Source organism: Providencia sp., assembly GCF_052096715.1.
Lineage (GTDB): Bacteria > Pseudomonadota > Gammaproteobacteria > Enterobacterales > Enterobacteriaceae > Providencia.
Genome location: NZ_JBQDNB010000004.1, coordinates 257,408 through 276,993, shown reverse-complemented (window position 1 = coordinate 276,993; position 19,586 = coordinate 257,408). Strand labels below are relative to the sequence as shown.

The 19,586-nt window shown below is 37.6% G+C and carries 12 protein-coding genes; 9 read left to right on the top strand and 3 right to left on the bottom strand.

Going from position 1 to position 19,586, the window contains the following annotated elements:
* The first annotated feature begins 1,533 nt into the window (after positions 1–1,533).
* The 4 genes from metA (at position 1,534) to aceK (ending at position 7,642) form a co-directional block, all read left to right on the top strand.
* A complete protein-coding gene (gene metA, locus ACTH6U_RS05685) occupies positions 1,534–2,463 on the top strand; it encodes a homoserine O-acetyltransferase MetA (RefSeq protein WP_336428572.1) in 930 nt (309 codons plus the stop codon).
* A gap of 365 nt (positions 2,464–2,828) precedes the next feature.
* Entirely contained in the window at positions 2,829–4,427 is a 1,599-nt protein-coding gene (gene aceB, locus ACTH6U_RS05680) for a malate synthase A (RefSeq protein WP_441831789.1), read from the top strand.
* Between the two features lie 56 nt (positions 4,428–4,483).
* Positions 4,484–5,791, top strand: a complete 1,308-nt coding sequence (gene aceA / locus ACTH6U_RS05675) for an isocitrate lyase (protein WP_294101347.1) — start codon at positions 4,484–4,486, stop codon at positions 5,789–5,791.
* A gap of 111 nt (positions 5,792–5,902) precedes the next feature.
* Positions 5,903–7,642, top strand: a complete 1,740-nt coding sequence (gene aceK / locus ACTH6U_RS05670) for a bifunctional isocitrate dehydrogenase kinase/phosphatase (protein WP_441831788.1) — start codon at positions 5,903–5,905, stop codon at positions 7,640–7,642.
* A gap of 504 nt (positions 7,643–8,146) precedes the next feature.
* Here aceK and ACTH6U_RS05665 read toward each other — a convergent pair.
* Positions 8,147–8,788, bottom strand: a complete 642-nt coding sequence (locus ACTH6U_RS05665) for a bifunctional 4-hydroxy-2-oxoglutarate aldolase/2-dehydro-3-deoxy-phosphogluconate aldolase (protein WP_294350019.1) — start codon at positions 8,786–8,788, stop codon at positions 8,147–8,149.
* Positions 8,789–8,812: 24 nt separating this feature from the next.
* A complete protein-coding gene (gene edd / locus ACTH6U_RS05660; RefSeq protein WP_441829000.1) occupies positions 8,813–10,663 on the bottom strand; it encodes a phosphogluconate dehydratase in 1,851 nt (616 codons plus the stop codon).
* A 341-nt stretch (positions 10,664–11,004) separates the two neighbouring features.
* Between edd and ACTH6U_RS05655 the strand changes: the two genes are divergently transcribed.
* From ACTH6U_RS05655 to ACTH6U_RS05645, 3 genes are all read left to right on the top strand, one after another.
* A complete protein-coding gene (locus ACTH6U_RS05655) occupies positions 11,005–11,796 on the top strand; it encodes an N-acetylmuramoyl-L-alanine amidase-like domain-containing protein (RefSeq protein ID WP_441831787.1) in 792 nt (263 codons plus the stop codon).
* A gap of 447 nt (positions 11,797–12,243) precedes the next feature.
* Entirely contained in the window at positions 12,244–12,513 is a 270-nt protein-coding gene (locus tag ACTH6U_RS05650) for a helix-turn-helix domain-containing protein (RefSeq protein ID WP_294101358.1), read from the top strand.
* Between the two features lie 537 nt (positions 12,514–13,050).
* Positions 13,051–13,944, top strand: coding sequence for an N-acetylmuramoyl-L-alanine amidase (locus ACTH6U_RS05645; RefSeq protein ID WP_294101360.1), 894 nt, complete (start codon positions 13,051–13,053; stop codon positions 13,942–13,944).
* 63 nt (positions 13,945–14,007) lie between these two features.
* Here ACTH6U_RS05645 and iclR read toward each other — a convergent pair whose 3' ends face one another.
* Positions 14,008–14,838: a glyoxylate bypass operon transcriptional repressor IclR gene (iclR, locus tag ACTH6U_RS05640; RefSeq protein WP_294101364.1), complete on the bottom strand. Its 831-nt coding sequence runs from the start codon at positions 14,836–14,838 to the stop codon at positions 14,008–14,010.
* Positions 14,839–15,047: 209 nt separating this feature from the next.
* On the opposite strand from iclR, the gene metH reads away from it, so the two are divergent.
* Entirely contained in the window at positions 15,048–18,734 is a 3,687-nt protein-coding gene (metH, locus tag ACTH6U_RS05635; protein WP_294350025.1) for a methionine synthase, read from the top strand.
* Between the two features lie 67 nt (positions 18,735–18,801).
* Positions 18,802–19,392: a hypothetical protein gene (locus ACTH6U_RS05630; RefSeq protein WP_294350028.1), complete on the top strand. Its 591-nt coding sequence runs from the start codon at positions 18,802–18,804 to the stop codon at positions 19,390–19,392.
* The last annotated feature ends 194 nt before the right edge of the window (positions 19,393–19,586 follow it).

Genomic DNA, 19,586 nt, shown 5'->3' with positions numbered 1-19,586 from the left:
TGTTGAATCGCGGATAAACCGCAATGACAGTCAAGCCCTCGCTGAGGGAGAGTCGATGGCCGTTTAAACATTGATAATGAACCCATCAAAATGCACAGGTAAAACTGAGCCGTTTTACCCTCAGAATAAATCGATTAATACGTTTGGATGAAGATAGTAGGGAACTGCCAGACATTAATTAAGCCAAGAAGCCACCCATAGGGTGGCTTTTTTGCGTTTGGGGTTTGGTAATCCGATGCGGAAATGTTTAATCGCGGACAAACCGCAATGACTGTCAAGCCCTCGCTGAGGGAGAGTCGATGGCAGTTTAAACATTGACAATGACTCCATCAAAATGCACAGGTAAAACTGAGCCATTTGACCCTCAGAATAAATCGGTTAATACGTTTGGATGAGGATGTTAGTTGCATTTGAATGTGGGCACATATCTGTTATGAATGGATATGTGCAATATAAAGTAGTAAGTAACAGCTCACTTGTTTAGGGTAAAAATGAATATTTATCTGTTTAATACGTTTGGATGGGGATGTTAGTTGTATTTGAATGTGGGTACATATCTGTTATGAATGGATATGTGCAATATAAAGTAGTGAGTAACAGCTCACTTGTTTAGGTATAAAAATGAATATTTATCTGCTTAATACGTTTGGATGAAGATAGTAGGGAACTGCCAGACATTAATTAAGCCGAGAAGCCACCCATTGGGTGGCTTTTTTGCGTTTGGGGTTTGAGCAATCCGATGCGGAAATGTTGAATCGTGGACATACCACAATGACAGTCAAGCCCTCTCTGAGGGAGAGTCGATGGCAGTTTAAACATTGACAATGACTCCATCAAAATGCACAGGTAAAACTGAGCCATTTGACCCTCAGAATAAATCGGTTAATACGTTTGGATGAGGATGTTAGTTGCATTTGAATGTGGGCACATATCTGTTATGAATGGATATGTGCAATATAAAGTAGTAAGTAACAGCTCACTTGTTTAGGGTAAAAATGAATATTTATCTGTTTAATACGTTTGGATGGGGATGTTAGTTGTATTTGAATGTGGGTACATATCTGTTATGAATGGATATGTGCGATATAAAGTAGTAAGTAACAGCTCATTTATTTAGGTATAAAAATGAATATTTCTCTGCTTAATACGTTTGGATGAGGATGTTAGTTGCATTTGAATGTGGGCACATATCTGTTATGAATGGATATGTGCAATATAAAGTAGTAAGTAACAGCTCACTTATTTTTTAATCTATAGATTTCAATGGTAATCGTTCTACTGCTTTTATTGCCATATCTCATACAAAAAAAGTCTAAGATAATCGTTTATACAAAAATTATCATGGATGAATAAAAAACGTATAAAATCAATTGAATATAATTTTGATATACTCGGGTTCTTAATAGGGCAAGGTTATGAGTATGAAATTTTTTCAACTGACCTTGAAATGCTCGACAAGGTACGTAACATTAGTTAAATTATTTAGCATTCTAGAAGTCTAAACGTATAAATGTATATAAAAGGGGATGAACGATGCCAATTCGTTTACCAGACGAGCTACCTGCAGTGAATTTCTTACGTGAAGAGAATGTTTTTGTCATGACCACGACAAGGGCTAGTCTTCAGGAGATACGCCCCTTGAAAGTCTTATTATTAAATTTGATGCCAAAAAAAATTGAAACTGAGAATCAATTTTTACGTTTATTATCAAATACTCCGCTACAGGTTGATATCCAATTATTACGGATTGATCAGCGTGAATCTAAAAATACGCCAACAGAACATTTAAATAATTTTTATTGTGACTTTGAAGATATTAAAGACCAAAATTTTGATGGGCTAATTGTTACAGGTGCTCCTTTAGGATTGGTTGAATTTGAAGATGTTGCTTATTGGCAAGAAATAGAAAAAGTGATCGCATGGGCTAAGTCTCACGTCACATCTACTCTATTTGTTTGTTGGGCTGTACAGGCTGCACTAAAGGTTTTATATGAATTACCTAAATGGACAAGGAAAGAGAAATTATCAGGTGTTTACCAGCATGATACAGTAGCCCCATATTCGCTGTTGACTAGAGGGTTTGATGCTTCATTTTACGCACCACATTCACGCTATGCTGACTTTCCCGAAGATCTTATCCGCCAGTACACTGATTTAGATATTCTAGCGAGCTCACAGGAAGCTGGTGCATATTTGTTTGCTTCAAAAGATAAACGTTTAGCCTTTGTGACAGGGCATCCTGAATATGATGGAGATACCCTCGCTTTAGAATATTGGCGTGATTTTAATGCAGGGATCTCTCCTGAGTTACCTTGTAATTATTTCAAAGATAATGATCCAAATAATGATCCAATTGTTAGTTGGCGTAGCCATGGGCATTTATTATTTTCAAATTGGCTAAACTATTTTGTGTACCAGATCACACCGTTTGATCTTACTCATATGCAACCAACATTAGATTGAAATCAATATTAAATTCTAAATTTAATTGTCATTACTTAGACAATATTTTTATAAATTGAATTATACTAGTTTATAAGTTTGATTTAACTAATTCCCTCCGAGTTATGGCAGCTAATAAAAAGCTGCTTTTTTATTTTTAAGATAAATTATCAAAAATAAAATTCCCTTCGTAATCGCTTGATTTAACGAATATTTAACATTTTTATTTTAAGTAAAGGAATGTTAAGTCAATTTTTTAATTGAATTAAATTTATTATTTATCAATTAGATAATCTATTTTTTAATTAAAATGGAAATCGTTTTTGATTTATTTTGAATTTAATTCTATCCTTGATTCATAGTTAGCCATGAGCGAGGATTGACCAATGGAACAGCAGTTATCTATATCTGATTTAACATTTATAAAAGATATTACCCGTCAAGATGAAAAGGTATTACATGCTGATTCTATTGCTTTTTTATCGGAATTAGTTGACCGTTTCTTTGTTCGTAGGGAACAATTACTGAAAGATAGAATCGGAAGGCAAGAAATAATTGATTCAGGTACGTTGCCAGATTTTATTTCGGAATGTGATTCCATTAAAAATTCACAATGGAAAATACAGAATATACCTGAAGACTTACAAGATCGTAGAGTTGAAATAACTGGCCCTGTCGAACGGAAAATGGTGATTAATGCCTTGAATGCTAATGTGAAAATTTTCATGGCTGATTTTGAAGACTCTCTTTCGCCTTCTTGGGAAAAATTAATTGATGGCCAAATTAATTTAACAGATGCAATTAAAGGCGATATTTCTTATACCAGTGACAATGGAAAAGTCTATCAACTTAAATCTGATCCTGCTGTTTTGATTGCACGAGTACGTGGGCTGCATTTAGATGAAAAACATGTACTTTTTGACGGTGTGCCTATCCCTGGTGGTTTATTCGATTTTGCACTTTATTTTTTCAATAATTATCAAGCCTTATTAGAAAAAGGAAGTGGTCCGTATTTTTATATTCCTAAATTGGAGTCATGGCAAGAAGCCCTGTGGTGGAGCGATGTATTTAGCTTGGCGGAGGATATGGTAAACATACCAAGAGGGACAATTAAAGCCACTATATTGATAGAAACGTTGCCAGCAGTATTCCAAATGGATGAAATCTTGTACCACATGCGCCATCACATTGTGGGTTTAAATTGTGGCCGCTGGGATTATATTTTCAGTTATATCAAAACATTGAAAGAACACTCAGACCGAGTATTGCCTGATCGTCAGGTTGTGACTATGACTCAAGAGTTTTTAAGCGCTTATTCTCGCTTATTGATTAGAACCTGTCATCGCCGTGGTGCTTTTGCTATGGGGGGGATGTCTGCATTTATTCCTAGTAAGGATGCGCAAGAGAATCAAGCCATTTTGGTTAGAGTAAAAGCAGATAAAGAGTTAGAAGCTAAAAATGGACACGATGGTTCATGGATAGCGCATCCAGGACTTGCCGATACGGTGATGGATGTTTTTAATCAAGCACTTGGTGGAAATAAAAACCAGTTACAGGTATCTCGTGAATCAGATGATGAAGTAACCGCAGAGCAGCTATTGCAGCCTTGTGCTGGTGAGCGAACGGAAGCTGGAATGCGAGCTAATATTCGAGTAGCGGTACAATATATTGAGTCGTGGATTACGGGTAATGGTTGCGTGCCTATCTACGGATTGATGGAAGATGCTGCAACAGCCGAGATATCAAGAACTTCAATTTGGCAATGGATCCGTCATGGCAAGGTTTTATCTAATGGCGAAAAGGTAACTAAGTTTCTATTTGAAGAAATGCTAGATGAAGAGTTACAGGTTATTCAAAAAGAGCTTGGTGATAAGCGTTTCCAAAGTGGTCGTTTTCGTGAGGCAGCTGATTTGATGCGTAGGATAACGACACAAGACGAGCTTATCGAGTTTTTGACTATACCTGGTTACCAATTAATAGATTAATCATTCAGTAAATATAATCCGATAGACCTTACATATTCTTATAAAGGACATTAACCATGACAACATCGCGCTTAGAGCAAATCTCTCAATTAGAAAATGAATGGAAGAAGCCTCGCTGGAAAGGCATCACACGCCCTTACTCGGCTGAAGAAGTGATTAAACTACGTGGTTCCGTGAATCCAGAGCATACTTTGGCGCGTAAAGGAGCAGAACGCTTTTGGGCACAACTAAATGGTGGTTCTAAAAAAGGTTATGTAAATGCATTAGGTGCCTTAACGGGGGGGCAAGCTTTACAACAAGCTAAAGCTGGTATTGAAGCCGTTTATTTGTCTGGGTGGCAGGTTGCTGCGGATGCTAATACAGCATCGAGTATGTATCCTGACCAATCTCTTTACCCTGTTGATTCGGTTCCGTCTGTAGTACAAAAAATTAATAATACTTTTCGTCGAGCAGATCAAATTCAGTGGTCGAATGGAATTGGACCTGACAATAAAGAATATATCGATTTCTTTTTACCGATTGTAGCTGATGCTGAAGCTGGATTCGGTGGCGTATTGAATGCATTTGAATTGATGAAAAATATGATTGAAGCAGGTGCGGCAGCGGTTCACTTTGAAGATCAACTCGCAGCGGTTAAAAAGTGCGGTCATATGGGGGGAAAAGTGTTAGTTCCAACCCAAGAAGCTATTCAAAAATTAGTTGCTGCACGTTTAGCAGCTGATGTTTCTGGCGTACCAACACTTCTTATTGCAAGAACTGATGCAGATGCAGCGGATTTATTGACTTCTGATTGTGATCCTTATGATGCTGAATTTGTCACGGGTGAGCGAACGTCTGAGGGTTTTTTTCGTACCAATGCAGGTATTGAGCAAGCAATCAGCCGCGGTTTAGCCTATGCCCCTTATGCTGATTTAGTGTGGTGTGAGACGTCAAAACCTGATTTAGATGCGGCTCGTCAATTTGCCGAAGCTATTCATGAACAGTTTCCTGGTAAGTTGCTGGCTTACAACTGCTCTCCATCGTTTAATTGGAAGAAAAATTTAGATGATGCCACGATTGCTCGTTTTCAAGATGAACTTTCCGCGATGGGATATCGTTTTCAATTTATTACCTTAGCGGGTATTCACAGCATGTGGTTTAACATGTTTGATCTTGCTCATGCATATTCTCGAGGTGAAGGGATGAAGCATTATGTTGATAAAGTTCAAGAATGTGAGTTTGCTGCGATGAATAAAGGCTATACCTTCTCTTCGCATCAACAAGAGGTAGGAACTGGTTATTTTGATAAAGTGACCACAGTAATCCAAGGTGGAACATCTTCTGTGACGGCATTAACGGGATCGACAGAAGAAGAACAATTCTAGTTTTAGTGATGAGATATCGGTTTTATTTTGATTTTTGAATCTCTGTTGTTTTGGTGTATCTGTTTATTTTTAAGGCACGTCACGGTGCCTGTTTTTTTATTGGGGGATAAAATGACATTAGCGACTGAACAGATAATTGCCCAAACTATCTTGCAAGGATTTGATGCTCAATATGGCCGATTCTTAGAAGTTACCTCTGGGGCGCAAGAGAGATTCGAACATGCGGATTGGCATGGCGTTCAGTATGCGATGAAACAAAGAATACAACTCTATGATCATCATGTTGGTTTAGTTGTCGCACAATTGCAGTGCATGGGACTCGCTCAATCTTTGACACCGAATAGACTGTCACAGATTAAGCAAGTTTATGTGACACTCTTGCCTGATTATCCTCGTTTTGAAATTGCAGAAAGTTTTTTTAATTCAGTTTATTGCCGTTTATTTCAGCATCGAAAACTAACGCAGGAGAATCTATTCATTTTTACCTCGCAGCCTGCAAGACGTTTTCGTTATTTACCTCGCCCATTATCTCGTGAATATAAGTCTAAAGGTAATTTATCAAGTTTACTGTTTTCCATATTGAATGGTTTATCTTTGAGGTTACATTGGCGTGATTTAGCTTTTGATATTCAATGCATCATGGAAACGTTAAAAGGGCGATTTCCTCATATAGAAAATAAAAATATTAACTTACATGTTGCCAATGAATTATTTTATCGAAATAAAGCCGCTTGGTTAGTGGGGAAAATTTATATTGATGATGAAGTTCACCCTTTTTTATTGCCTATACATCATGATGATGAAGGTAAAATTTACATTGATACATGCTTAATTGAATTTGATGAGGCAAGCATTGTGTTTGGCTTTGCTCGCTCTTATTTTATGGTTTATGCGCCATTTCCAGCTGCGCTAGTTTTTTGGTTACGAGAAATTTTACCCAGTAAATCTATCGCTGAATTATATATGGCAATTGGTTGTCAAAAACATGGTAAAACAGAATACTACCGTGAATATCTTGCTTATATTAATTTCTCTCGTGAGCAATTTTCCATTGCACCCGGTGTTAAAGGTATGGTTATGTTGGTTTTTACATCACCATCATTTGATCGCGTTTTTAAAATAATTAAAGATGAATTTGCACCACAAAAAAATGTGACTAAAGAGCGGGTTCAAGAGTGTTATCGCTTAGTGAAAGAGCATGACAGGGTTGGTCGTATGGCTGACACTCAAGAATTTGAGAATTTTATTATTGAGAAACGTTTCATTAGTGATGAGCTAATGAATGAATTACAAAAAGAGGCAGCATCAAAAATAGAAGATCTTGGTGACAAGATATTGATCCGTCATCTTTATATGGAACGAAAAATGGTTCCGCTTAATATTTATATGGATGAGGCGAATGAAGAACAGCTAAATCACGTACTTGAAGAGTATGGCTGTGCTATCAAGCAGCTAGCAGCAGCAAATATCTTCCCCGGCGATATGTTATTTAAAAATTTTGGCGTAACGCGTCATGGGCGAGTAATTTTTTATGATTATGATGAAATTTGCTATATGACCGAGGTTAATTTTCGTCATATTCCAGAGGCTTTGTATCCTGAGCAAGAACTCTCTGCGGAGCCTTGGTACAGCGTTGGGGAACATGATGTTTTTCCCGAAGAATTTGCATCATTTATCTGTCAAAATCCCAATATTAGAGATTATTTATATCAGCACCATAATAATCTTTTTTCTGCTAATTATTGGCAAGAATTACAAAACAGAATTATTAATGGTCATGTAGAAGATGTTTTTGCTTATAGTGAGTCATTACGTTTTTGCCACCGTTTTACTGAGACGGTATGCGATTAAAAATGAAAATAAAAAAGTGTTAGATGGATGTCAGTGACGGGCGCCAATTGCGCTAGGCATGTATAAACTCATAAGCTAATTAATCTGCTGAGTATGGGAGAGTAAGTTAGCTAAAAGCTGACAGGCATCGACTAAATTGTTGGATATGCATAATGTGATCTAAGTGATTAGAGCTCAATTTTAATGCTACCTTATCGTATGATGATTATAGCTAGGAAGTGATTATTCTTATTGGTGATAATTATTTGATATTAAAGATTAAGAAATTTTTGATTGAAATCCATTTGATTAAAAAATGTTTTGCTTATTTTATTCTACATTGAGAGGCTCTTACCTAGTTGGGCTAGGTGGTGAACCTCTCATCTTGATTACGTTGATTATTAGATGAAGATTTTCAATTCAAACGCTTTTATAAAAAAAAACGACCTGTAAAAATTAACAACTTCTCTATTTAATGATTTTTGACGTAATCATTAAATATCTAATATTATGATGATCTAAAGTTTAGGCTTTAGTCCCTAAAATTGCTTCTTGTGCTAATTGAGTGATTTTTTCATAGTTACCAGAGGTTAGAGCCTCTTCAGGTACTAACCAAGAGCCACCAATACATAACACGCTATCTAGGGCCAGATAGTCACGATAGTTGGCAAGTGAAATACCACCTGTAGGGCAAAATTTGACTTGTGAAAATGGTCCGGCGATGGCTTTTAGTGCTTTAACGCCACCATTAGCTTCAGCAGGAAAAAATTTAAATTCTTTTAAGCCATAGCGCATACCTAGCATGAGCTCTGATACTGTCGAAATTCCAGGTATCAAAGGAATATTTCCTTGCGTCGCTGCACTTAATAAATCATCTGTAAGGCCAGGGCTAATAGCAAACTGCGCACCCGCTTCGGTCACGGCAATAAGCTGTTGAGCGTTAATTACAGTACCAGCACCGACAATTGCATCAGGTACTTCTTTGGCAATTAAACGGATTGCATCAATAGCACATTCAGTACGTAATGTGACTTCAAGTACCTTAATTCCGCCTTTAACTAAAGCTTTAGCTAAGGGCACTGCTTGTTCTAGTTTATTGATGACAATGACAGGAACAACAGGGCCTTGTTCAAGTACACTTTTAGCGGTCATTTTCCAATTATTCATACGTTATCCTATTAATAAAATAGATTAGAACTCGATACAGCAAGCGCCTTCTTCCGCGCCAGATAAGTTTCGCCTTAATGCACCAAATAATTCTCTACCACAGCCAATGCGTTCATTACTGAGGTCTGGCTGATAAGGTTGACGGGCTATGAGGTCTTTTTCATCGACCAATAATGATAATTCGCCCGTTAATGCATTTACACGAATAATATCACCGTCTTTTACTTTAGCTAAAAGGCCATTATTGTAAGCTTCAGGTGTGACATGAATGGCAGAAGGTACTTTACCTGATGCTCCAGATAAACGGCCATCAGTGACTAAGGCAACTTTGTAGCCTTTATCCATTAAAACGCCTAGGGGTGGCATCAGTTTATGCAGTTCAGGCATCCCATTAGCGGAGGGGCCTTGAAAACGTACAACGATGATGCAATCACGATTGAGCGCACCGGATTCAAATGCAGGTGTAATATCATTTTGGTTATTAAATACGATAGCTGGTGCTTCAATAACTAGATTTTCTTCTGGGACTGCTGATGTTTTTATCACTGCTCGACCTAAATTACCTGAGACTAATTTAGTGCCACCATGGGGAGAAAATGGATGTTTAATATCAGAAATGACCTTATTATCATAAGATGTTTCTGGGCCTTCACGCCATTCTAATTTCCCATTATTTAGCCATGGTTCTAAGGTGTAGCGAGAGAGACCAAAACCTGCAACAGTATGTACATCTGGATGTAATAAGCCTTTTGTTAGCAACTGTCTGATGAGTAGTGATACACCGCCTGCGGCTTGAAACTGATTGATATCTGCTTGTCCGTTAGGGTATATGCGGCAGATCAACGGTACGACGGCAGAAAGATCAGAAAAATCATCCCAATTGATAATAATGCCTGCTGCTCTAGCAATTGCAACGAGATGCATCGTTAAGTTAGTTGAACCACCTGTCGCAAGTAGTGCAACAATACCGTTGATGATGACTTTCTCGTCAACGAGTTGTCCTACGGGTAAATAGTGACCTGATTGCTCAGTTAGCCGCGTAATTTGGTGTGCAGCAGCATTCGTCAATGCTGTTCGTAATGGGGTATCTGGTTGAACAAATGATGAACCTGGAAGGTGTAGCCCCATCACTTCCATCATCATTTGGTTTGAATTTGCTGTGCCGTAAAATGTACATGTTCCTATGCCGTGATAAGACGCGGCCTCAGCTTCCAATAGCGCATTCCTATCGACTTTTCCTTCAACATAGAGCTGGCGGATACGTACCTTTTCTTTGTTTGGTAGCCCCGTGGTCATTGGCCCTGCAGGAATAAATATTGCAGGTAAATGGCCAAATGACAGTGCTGCAAGCATTAAGCCTGGGACTATTTTGTCGCAAATGCCTAAATATAAGGCACCATCGAACATATTATGAGAAAGGCCTATCGCGGTTGACATGGCAATGACATCGCGACTGAGCAGTGAGAGCTCCATGCCATCTTGTCCTTGAGTCACGCCATCACACATTGCAGGCACACCAGAGGCGACTTGCCCAATAGCGCCAGCTTCAAGTAGAGCGGTTTTTAACTGTTCAGGGTACCTATCATAGGGGCGATGGGCAGAAAGCATATCGTTGTATGAGTTGATAATGGCAATATCAGAGTGGGTCAGGCTTTTTAATATTGTTTTTTCGTTACTTTCACATGCAGCAAAACCATGAGCTAGGTTACCGCAAGCAAGTTCAGCTCTATGTACTGTTGAGCTACGAGCTTGTTTAATTTTGTTGAGATAAGCTTCTCGCGTTTTCTTAGACCGAGATATTACACGTTGAGTAATGCGTATTATGTCGTTATTTACAACTGGAGAATCTTCCGCTACAAGGTTGTTATTGCTCATAATAATTGCTCCATGTCACTAAAAAATGATATGTCTACAAAACGGGTGTTTGTTGTGACTAATGAATATTTTATTTGTTAATAAATCAATACAGGTATAAATGCATTCAAAATGTTACCGGTAACATTGTTGAATGAAAATGAAAATGTTGCAATGACAAAAATGATCATTCCAACTTATCTGTGATCTGTATCAAAATTAATTTTTAGTGTTTTTTAAAATAGTATTGGGTTTTATTATTAAATGTTCATATTGAATAGATGAATTTATTCATAAAATTAAGGTCTATTGATCTGTCATACGATGAGGAATATGTGTAATGAAAAGAGGAAAAAAGCACGATGTATAAATGTGTGGGTGCTGTGGTTATCTTTTTAGCTTCTCATTGGGTAAGCGCTGATGTGGTTTTTACATCGGGTTCTTATTCAATTTTAGAAAATGTACTAGTAGAGAGTCAAAATACCCGACAAGAGCTGAAAACTAAAGCTATCACACAGACCTTGCTAAGCACGCCTTATAGCAAGAGTACATTGAATATGAATCCATTATCAGTAGAACGGCTAATTGTGGATTTGAATGCGATGGATTGCATGACTTTCATTGAATACACGGAAGCGTTTAGGCGTGCTGAAAATTATCAACAATTTATTTCTAATCTTATTAATATTCGTTATATAGACCAACAAGTTACTTTTAGTAACAGACGCCATTTTTTTACTGATTGGGCTCAAGAATCTAAACCCATTGCCGTTGATATCACTACAATGATTAGCTCACACGCAGTTCCTATTGAGAAAAAACTAAATAGGAAAGGTAATGGAGGTTCATTCATTTCTGGTTTAGGCGTTAAGGCTAGGTTAATAAACTACATACCGACACGTTATGTAGATGAAGGTTTAATCGAATTATTAAAAACGGGAGATTATATTGGGATATATTCTAAAAATCAGGGGTTAGATGTTACCCATGTTGGTATTGTGATTAAAGAAAACAAGCAAGTTGTATTTAGAAATGCATCATCATTACGTCATAATTTAAAAGTGAGTGATGTAGAGCTTAGGCATTACTTAGATGATAAAGTGGGAATTATTGTTTTTAGGTCAAGTTTAGATTATTACTCTGACATAAACTAACTGAGTGCCTATTATTTAATACTTTAGTCATTATTTTCATATGAAAACATTTGTTTAATAAGTTTCTATAAGCTATTCATAATCTAAAGATTAACTTATCTTTATTTATAAAAAATAAAAATAAGTTAAATTTAATGTATTGAATTTATTTGTATTAGTTACTAATTATTTCTGGTGTTATTTAAAGTGTAAATGAATATTAAATTATCGGAATAATAAATGATTTTTTATTTTATCTATAAAACTAAGGTGATTGGAAAATTCATTTATAAAGCAATAGATTGCTCTTAAAAATAATACGGATGTCTCTTATCTTCATTAGAAAGTAAGGTTAATTCCTATCAATTTTTAACTTTTGATTGTTCATAACTATTTTAAATGTAAGGGATTAATTTTATAATGAATAATACTAGCTAAGTCTTTCTTTTTATTTTTTTGGGGGAAGGTATGCATATACCGGATAAAAAAAATATTTATGCATTATTAGGAAATCATTTACGTAAAGCTAGGGTTGGTAAAGGCTTATCGGGAAATGAGTTAGCCGCAATTATTAACTTAAGTCAGCAACAAATTTCTCGTTATGAGCTTGGAATTAATAAGTTAAGTTTAGATAAACTCATTGAAATTGTTATTTTTTTAGAGATAGATATTGATGATATTACGAGTCTTATATCTAAACAGGTTGAGTATGAAAAAGGAGTATGTCTTGCTGATTAAATAGCCTGTCGATATTTTATGATTTTAAAAAATAAAATTGTATAATTATAAATAACAACCGAAATCTTGACATGAGTTACCATTGTTATGTGTAATGGGGTAGATAAGAAATCTTATTTAATTTTCCTTAAGTTATCTTAGTAATCACAGTATAACCGCCAGATAATATATTATTAAGTCGTCATAATATAAAGTGAGTATTGTTACTATAACTTATTACTAACTGGATGTTTATGTTGTGATCTTTAAAATAAAAATCACACAGAGATTGAAAAATAAGCCTTTATTTTTAACGTTTAAAGAAAAGTTGTTCTTTAAACTAGAGAAGTATAAGGCTTTAAATTAACAAGTATAAATTTAAAATAATCACCTAATACTGTTTTAGGTCATTAGGGGTGAATATATAATTGTTGTATAAAAATAGTATCAGATGTTTTTATAAAAACCCTTTTCTAAGGTATATCACCTTTTTATAGTGTTATTTAGCACTGTATGTTTAAATAAACAACTAATAGAAATGGAATAGGGTACGATAAGATGTACAAAGGAATAGGGATATTTATTATATTCTTACTTATTGGGTGTTCAAGCCCATCATCACAAACAGGTTATTACCTCGACCATAGTTACTCGTCAAAAAATACCAGTGAAAGAATTCAGTATGTTGTGCTGCACTATACTGTTTCAGATGATGAGCAATCTATTAAGATACTGACAAAAGGCAAAGTGAGTTCTCATTATCTTATTCCAAGTCAGCCGCAACAGAAAAATAATCAACCTATTGTATTGCAATTGGTTCCTGAATCGTTAAAGGCGTGGCATGCAGGAGATAGCCGTTGGCTTTATCATACTAGTATGAATGATAGCTCAATTGGTATTGAGATTGTGAACGGAGGTTTCTCTGATGATAAAAAAGGGAATAAAACGTGGGCTCCGTTTAATGATATTCAAATTGTAGCGCTTATCCCGTTAGTTAAAGATATTATGCGGCGTTACAATATTCCTCCAGAAAATATTCTTGGTCATAGTGATGTTGCTCCGCGACGTAAACAAGATCCAGGAAGAGCTTTTCCGTGGCAGCGGCTATCACAACAAGGCATTGGCGCTTGGCCTGATCCTAAAACGGTCACTAAATATTTAGCGGGTCGAAATGTGAATGAGCCGACGAATATCTTACAATTACAAAAAGCATTAAAATTTTATGGCTACTCTGGAATACCATTAACAGGAAAACTTGATAGGGAGACACAAAGTACTCTTCGCGCTTTCCAGTTACATTTCCGGCCTCGAGATATTGACGGACGTGCAGATGCAGAAACTGAAGCTATTGTATTTGCGTTGATTGAAAAATATCGCGATATGTCACGATTTAAGGCATATCAGCAGAAAAAACAGTCAGAAGAAAGCTTTTCTAATCAACATGGGGATTAGTTCGTATTTTTCGTAACTGTTTAATCATCTTAGTGATCCATTTAAGTCTCTGTGAATATTTAATTAACGGTTCGCACCATATTCACGGCTGATTTCTTTTGCTGCTTTGATGACCATAGCGCCGAGCTCGGTAATTCGGTCATCAGTGATACGAGATAGGGGGCCTGAAATTGAAATAGCAGCAAAGGCCTCTTTATGCTCATCGTAAATACAAGCTCCGATACATCGTAAACCAAGGGCATGTTCTTCATCATCATAAGAAAATCCTTGTTTTTTAGCTTGTTGTAGATTCTCTTTTAATGCAGAAGGATTAGTTAATGTATGAGGCGTGTAGGCGTGTAAGCCTTTTTTACTGAGTAGCGAAAATAGTTTTTCTTCGGTAAGGTTCGCAATAAAAGCTTTACCTGCTCCCGATGCATGTAATGGGAGCTTGCCACCAATCGGTGCCGACATTCTCATCAAAGCATTACATTGAACCTGATCAACAATCACGGCATCGTATTCACTACGATCGAGAATGGCTAAATTAACCGTTTCACCAGATCCATCCATCAAACGACGTAATATTGGATGTACAAGTGCGAGTAAGTTGCGGCTTTCAAGAAAACTACTGCCGATAATGAATGCATTAGATGCGATGACCCACAGTCCTAAATCGCCTGTCTGGCGTACAAAACCATGTTGCTCTAACGTCATCAGTAGGCGATGAGTGGTTGAGTTAGGTAAACCTGATTGAAGAGCGATATCGGTTAATGCAATACCGCCAGTTGATTCAGAAATATATTCCAAAAGTGTCAGTCCACGACTTAATGATTGGACTTGTCCTGCTGCTGTAGCTCCACTGGCAGGGCCTTTTGCCTTTTTTAATTTTTTTGTAATTGGTGCAGTCGCCATTAAGTCTCTCCTGACTGGAATGTATTTTTGTTTCTATTATGAATGATTTCCCCTGAAAATACTCATCGGATCAGTGAGAAATTAGATCTGGAGGCAACCTGAGAAACTCTCATCACAGCGATAAATTTTCTAACTGAAAGTTGTGATAGGATGTGAGAGCGAAAAATTTAACTTATTATTTGGGTGTCCGATTTCAGGAGGGCAGTGCAGTGTCCAGTAAAATCAAACAATTAGAACAAGAATTAAAGAAGCGCATCTTAGTCCTCGATGGTGCTATGGGAACGATGATCCAGCGCCATAAATTAACCGAAGAACAATTTCGCGGTGAAAGATTTGCTGATTGGCCTAGCGATCTAAAAGGTAATAATGATCTTCTCGTACTGACGCAACCGGATATTATCCGTGAGATCCATAGCCAATATTTTGAAGCTGGCGCGGATATTATTGAAACCAATACATTTAACTCGACGCCAATCGCGATGGCTGATTACCGAATGGAAGCTCTTTCCGCTGAAATTAATCAGGTTGCTGCGCAGATTGCGCGTGAATGTGCTGATGAATGGACGCGCAAAACACCAGAGCAGCCACGTTATGTCGCGGGTGTTTTAGGTCCAACTAACCGAACTGCCTCGATCTCCCCCGATGTTAATGACCCTGCATTTAGAAATGTGACCTTCGATTTGCTGGTGGATGCTTATCGTGAATCAACGCGCGCTTTAATTAATGGTGGTGTTGATTTAATCATGATCGAAACCATTTTCGATACGTTAAACGCCAAAGCAGCTATTTTTGCGGTAGAAAGTGAATTTGAAGCACTCAATATTTATTTGCCCGTGATGATTTCTGGCACGATCACCGATGCATCAGGTCGAACGCTATCTGGGCAAACGACCGAAGCCTTCTATAACTCTTTACGTCATGCACAGCCATTATCATTTGGCCTTAATTGTGCATTAGGCCCTGATGAGCTACGTCAATATATCGCTGAATTATCTAGAATTTCTGAGTGTTATGTAAGCGCTCACCCAAATGCAGGTTTACCTAATGCGTTTGGCGAATATGATCTTGATGCACAAAATATGGCTGCGCAAATTCATGAATGGGCGCAAGCCGGATTCTTGAATATAGTCGGGGGTTGTTGCGGAACCACGCCTTTGCATATTCAAAAAATGGCTGAAGCAGTCAAAGGTTTGGCACCACGGCAGCTCCCTGAATTACCGATTGAATGTCGATTAGCGGGCCTTGAGCCACTTAATATTGGGCAAAAATCATTATTTGTTAACGTGGGTGAGCGTACTAATGTCACCGGGTCAGCAAAATTTAAACGCTTAATTAAAGAAGAAAACTATCAAGAAGCGTTAGATGTTGCTCGTCAACAAGTTGAAAGTGGCGCACAGATTATTGATATCAATATGGATGAGGGAATGCTGGACTCTCATGCTGCAATGGTGCGATTTTTGAACTTAATTGCCGGTGAACCTGATATTTCTCGTGTGCCGATTATGATTGACTCCTCTAAATGGGAGGTTATTGAAAAAGGTCTTAAGTGTATACAGGGTAAGGGGATTGTTAACTCTATTTCGATGAAAGAAGGAGAAACCGCTTTTATCGAACATGCTAAATTAGTACGTAAGTATGGGGCTGCAATGGTTGTTATGGCCTTTGATGAGATTGGGCAAGCGGATACTCGTGAACGAAAAATTGAGATTTGTCGCCGTGCTTATCAAATATTAACTGAAACCGTTGGTTTTCCACCTGAAGATATTATTTTCGATCCTAATATTTTTGCGGTAGCGACGGGTATCGAAGAACATAATAATTATGCGGTTGATTTTATTGAAGTCTGTAAAGATATTAAGCAACAACTGCCGTATGCGATGATTTCAGGTGGTGTATCCAATGTATCATTCTCATTTAGAGGAAATGATGCTGTTCGTGAAGCTATCCATGCGGTTTTTTTGTATTACGCGATTCGAAATGGCATGGATATGGGGATCGTAAATGCGGGGCAATTAGCCATTTATGATGATTTACCCTCAGAGTTAAAAAATGCAGTTGAAGATGTCATTTTAAACCGTCGGGATGATGGTACTGAGCGTTTATTAGAGCTTGCAGAAAAATATCGCTCGACAGGGTCAGAAGAACAACAAATACAGCAAGCAGAGTGGCGAAGTTGGGAAGTTGAAAAACGCTTAGAGTACGCCTTGGTTAAAGGTATCACTGAATTTATCGTTCAAGATACGGAAGAGGCGAGAGCACGTGCAACAAGTCCAATTGAAGTCATTGAAGGTTCTTTGATGAACGGAATGAACGTGGTAGGAGACCTGTTTGGTGAAGGAAAAATGTTTCTGCCACAAGTCGTGAAATCCGCCCGAGTCATGAAACAAGCTGTTGCTTATTTAGAACCGTATATTAATGAATTAAAACAGTCGAGTAGCAGTGCAGGTAAAGTCCTACTGGCGACAGTGAAAGGCGATGTACACGATATCGGGAAAAATATTGTTGGTGTAGTTTTACAATGTAATAATTATGAAATCATTGATTTAGGCGTTATGGTGCCGTGCGAAACTATTTTAAAAACCGCCCGCGAGCAAAATGTCGATATTATTGGTTTGTCTGGGCTAATAACACCATCCCTTGATGAAATGGTGCATGTCGCTAAAGAGATGGAAAGGCAAGGTTTCTCGTTGCCATTATTAATTGGCGGCGCAACAACTTCTAAAGCACATACTGCGGTTAAAATTGAACCTAATTATGTTCGTGGGCCAACCACTTATGTCTCTAACGCTTCTCGTACCGTTGGGGTTGTTTCTGCATTACTTTCTGAAATAAAAAAACCAGAATTTGTAGAACGTACACGTCGTGAATATGAAACCGTCCGTCAGCAACATGGGCGCCGTAGGCCAAAAACACCGCCTGTTTCTCTTGATGTTGCGCGTGCGAATTCGGTAAAAATTGACTGGACAAATTATCAGCCCCCTGTACCTAATTTCTTAGGTGTTCAAGAAGTAGAAGCCTCTATTGAGGTATTGCGCCATTATATTGATTGGACTCCTTTTTTCATGACGTGGTCTCTCGCGGGTAAATATCCGCGAATTTTAGATGATGAAGTAGTGGGCTCTGAAGCTCGTAGGTTATTAGCTGATGCCAATGAGATGTTAGATATGTTGGCAGAGAAAAAACTGCTGACGCCTAAAGGTATTTTTGGTTTATTTCCAGCAAACAGTGTAGGGGATGATATTGAAATTTATCACTCTTCATTGCGTGATAGCGTTCAGGCTGTTGGGCTTAATTTACGTCAGCAAACATTGAAAACTGATTTTCCAAATTATTGCTTATCGGATTTTGTTGCACCTAAAGAGAGTGGTAAGGCCGATTATATCGGTGCATTTGCCGTGACTGGTGGTTTAGAAGAAGACGCGCTGGCTGAGCAATATGAAAATGAGCATGATGATTATAATAAAATTATGCTTAAAGCATTAGCAGATAGATTGGCGGAAGCATTTGCAGAATATTTACATCAGCAAGTAAGAATGCGTTATTGGGGCTATGCCGCAGATGAAAATTTGAGTAATGAAGAGCTCATTCGTGAAAATTATCAAGGAACACGGCCTGCTCCAGGGTATCCGGCTTGTCCTGAACATACTGAGAAAGAAAAGATTTGGCAGTTACTGGACGTTGAAACGCAGGTCGGCATGAAATTGACGAGCTCATTTGCGATGTGGCCGGGAGCTTCGGTATCGGGTTGGTATTTTAGTCATCCTGATAGTAAATATTTTGCGGTGGCGCAACTACAGAAAGATCAAATCGAAGATTATGCAAAGCGTAAAGGGATGTTAGTGACTGAACTTGAGCGCTGGCTAGCACCTAATTTAGGTTATGACCCGGAGGACTAATGGATCAGTGGATTGATTTTTCATGCATTAGGCACCATCTTATAGCTATGACATTCAAAGGGGCCAAATGATGAGCTATGAATTTATTATTGAAGAAAAACTACCATCAGCGTCAGTTTTTCCTTATCAGATTCAAAATAGTGCAGCGCCAGAAACGTTCATATTGAGTGAAGATGCTGTAAGCGCCATGATGAGTATTTTACAAATTATGGATAAGCTTGATACAGATGATTCACTCAATGAACACTGTTTTAATCAGATATGGTTAAGAAGTGAGTTAACTCCGGCGAGAGCAGAAGAAATCTATTTATTTCTTGAAGAGCAAGAAAAAGTAGAACCTCTACCTTCTGATGAGGAAATTACGGCTTTTCATCAAGCACAAAAAGATGAAGATAAACTGTTATCTCAAGAAAGTGCTAAAGATGGGATGATACCGGTACATAAGTTTTCGACTAATGATGGCTGGTTAGTGACATCTAAAGAAAGTGGATTGATTGCAGAGACTTTTTCGCCTGAGTTAATTAAAGAAAATCATTTTGTGATCTCTCAGATTTCAAGTTTGTGTAATATTAGCCATCCAAAACTAGAAGTGATATTCATCGAATGGGGCAAGTTTAATTTATTTGCCAGTAAACATGGTGGTTATCGAGTTAATTAATCGATAGTGTTTATTTTTGATTTGGCTTCTTACTTGTAAATATGACTGTTCAGTGCAGCTAAGGTCTTGGAGTATTGAGTGGTTAGCTGCCTGAATTTTTATCCGCTATTCTTGCTCAATTTCATTATTTTAAGCTTGAGTCCCTTATGATTTTTTTATTGAGGTGTTATGTTAATAACATCATTCTAGTTAAT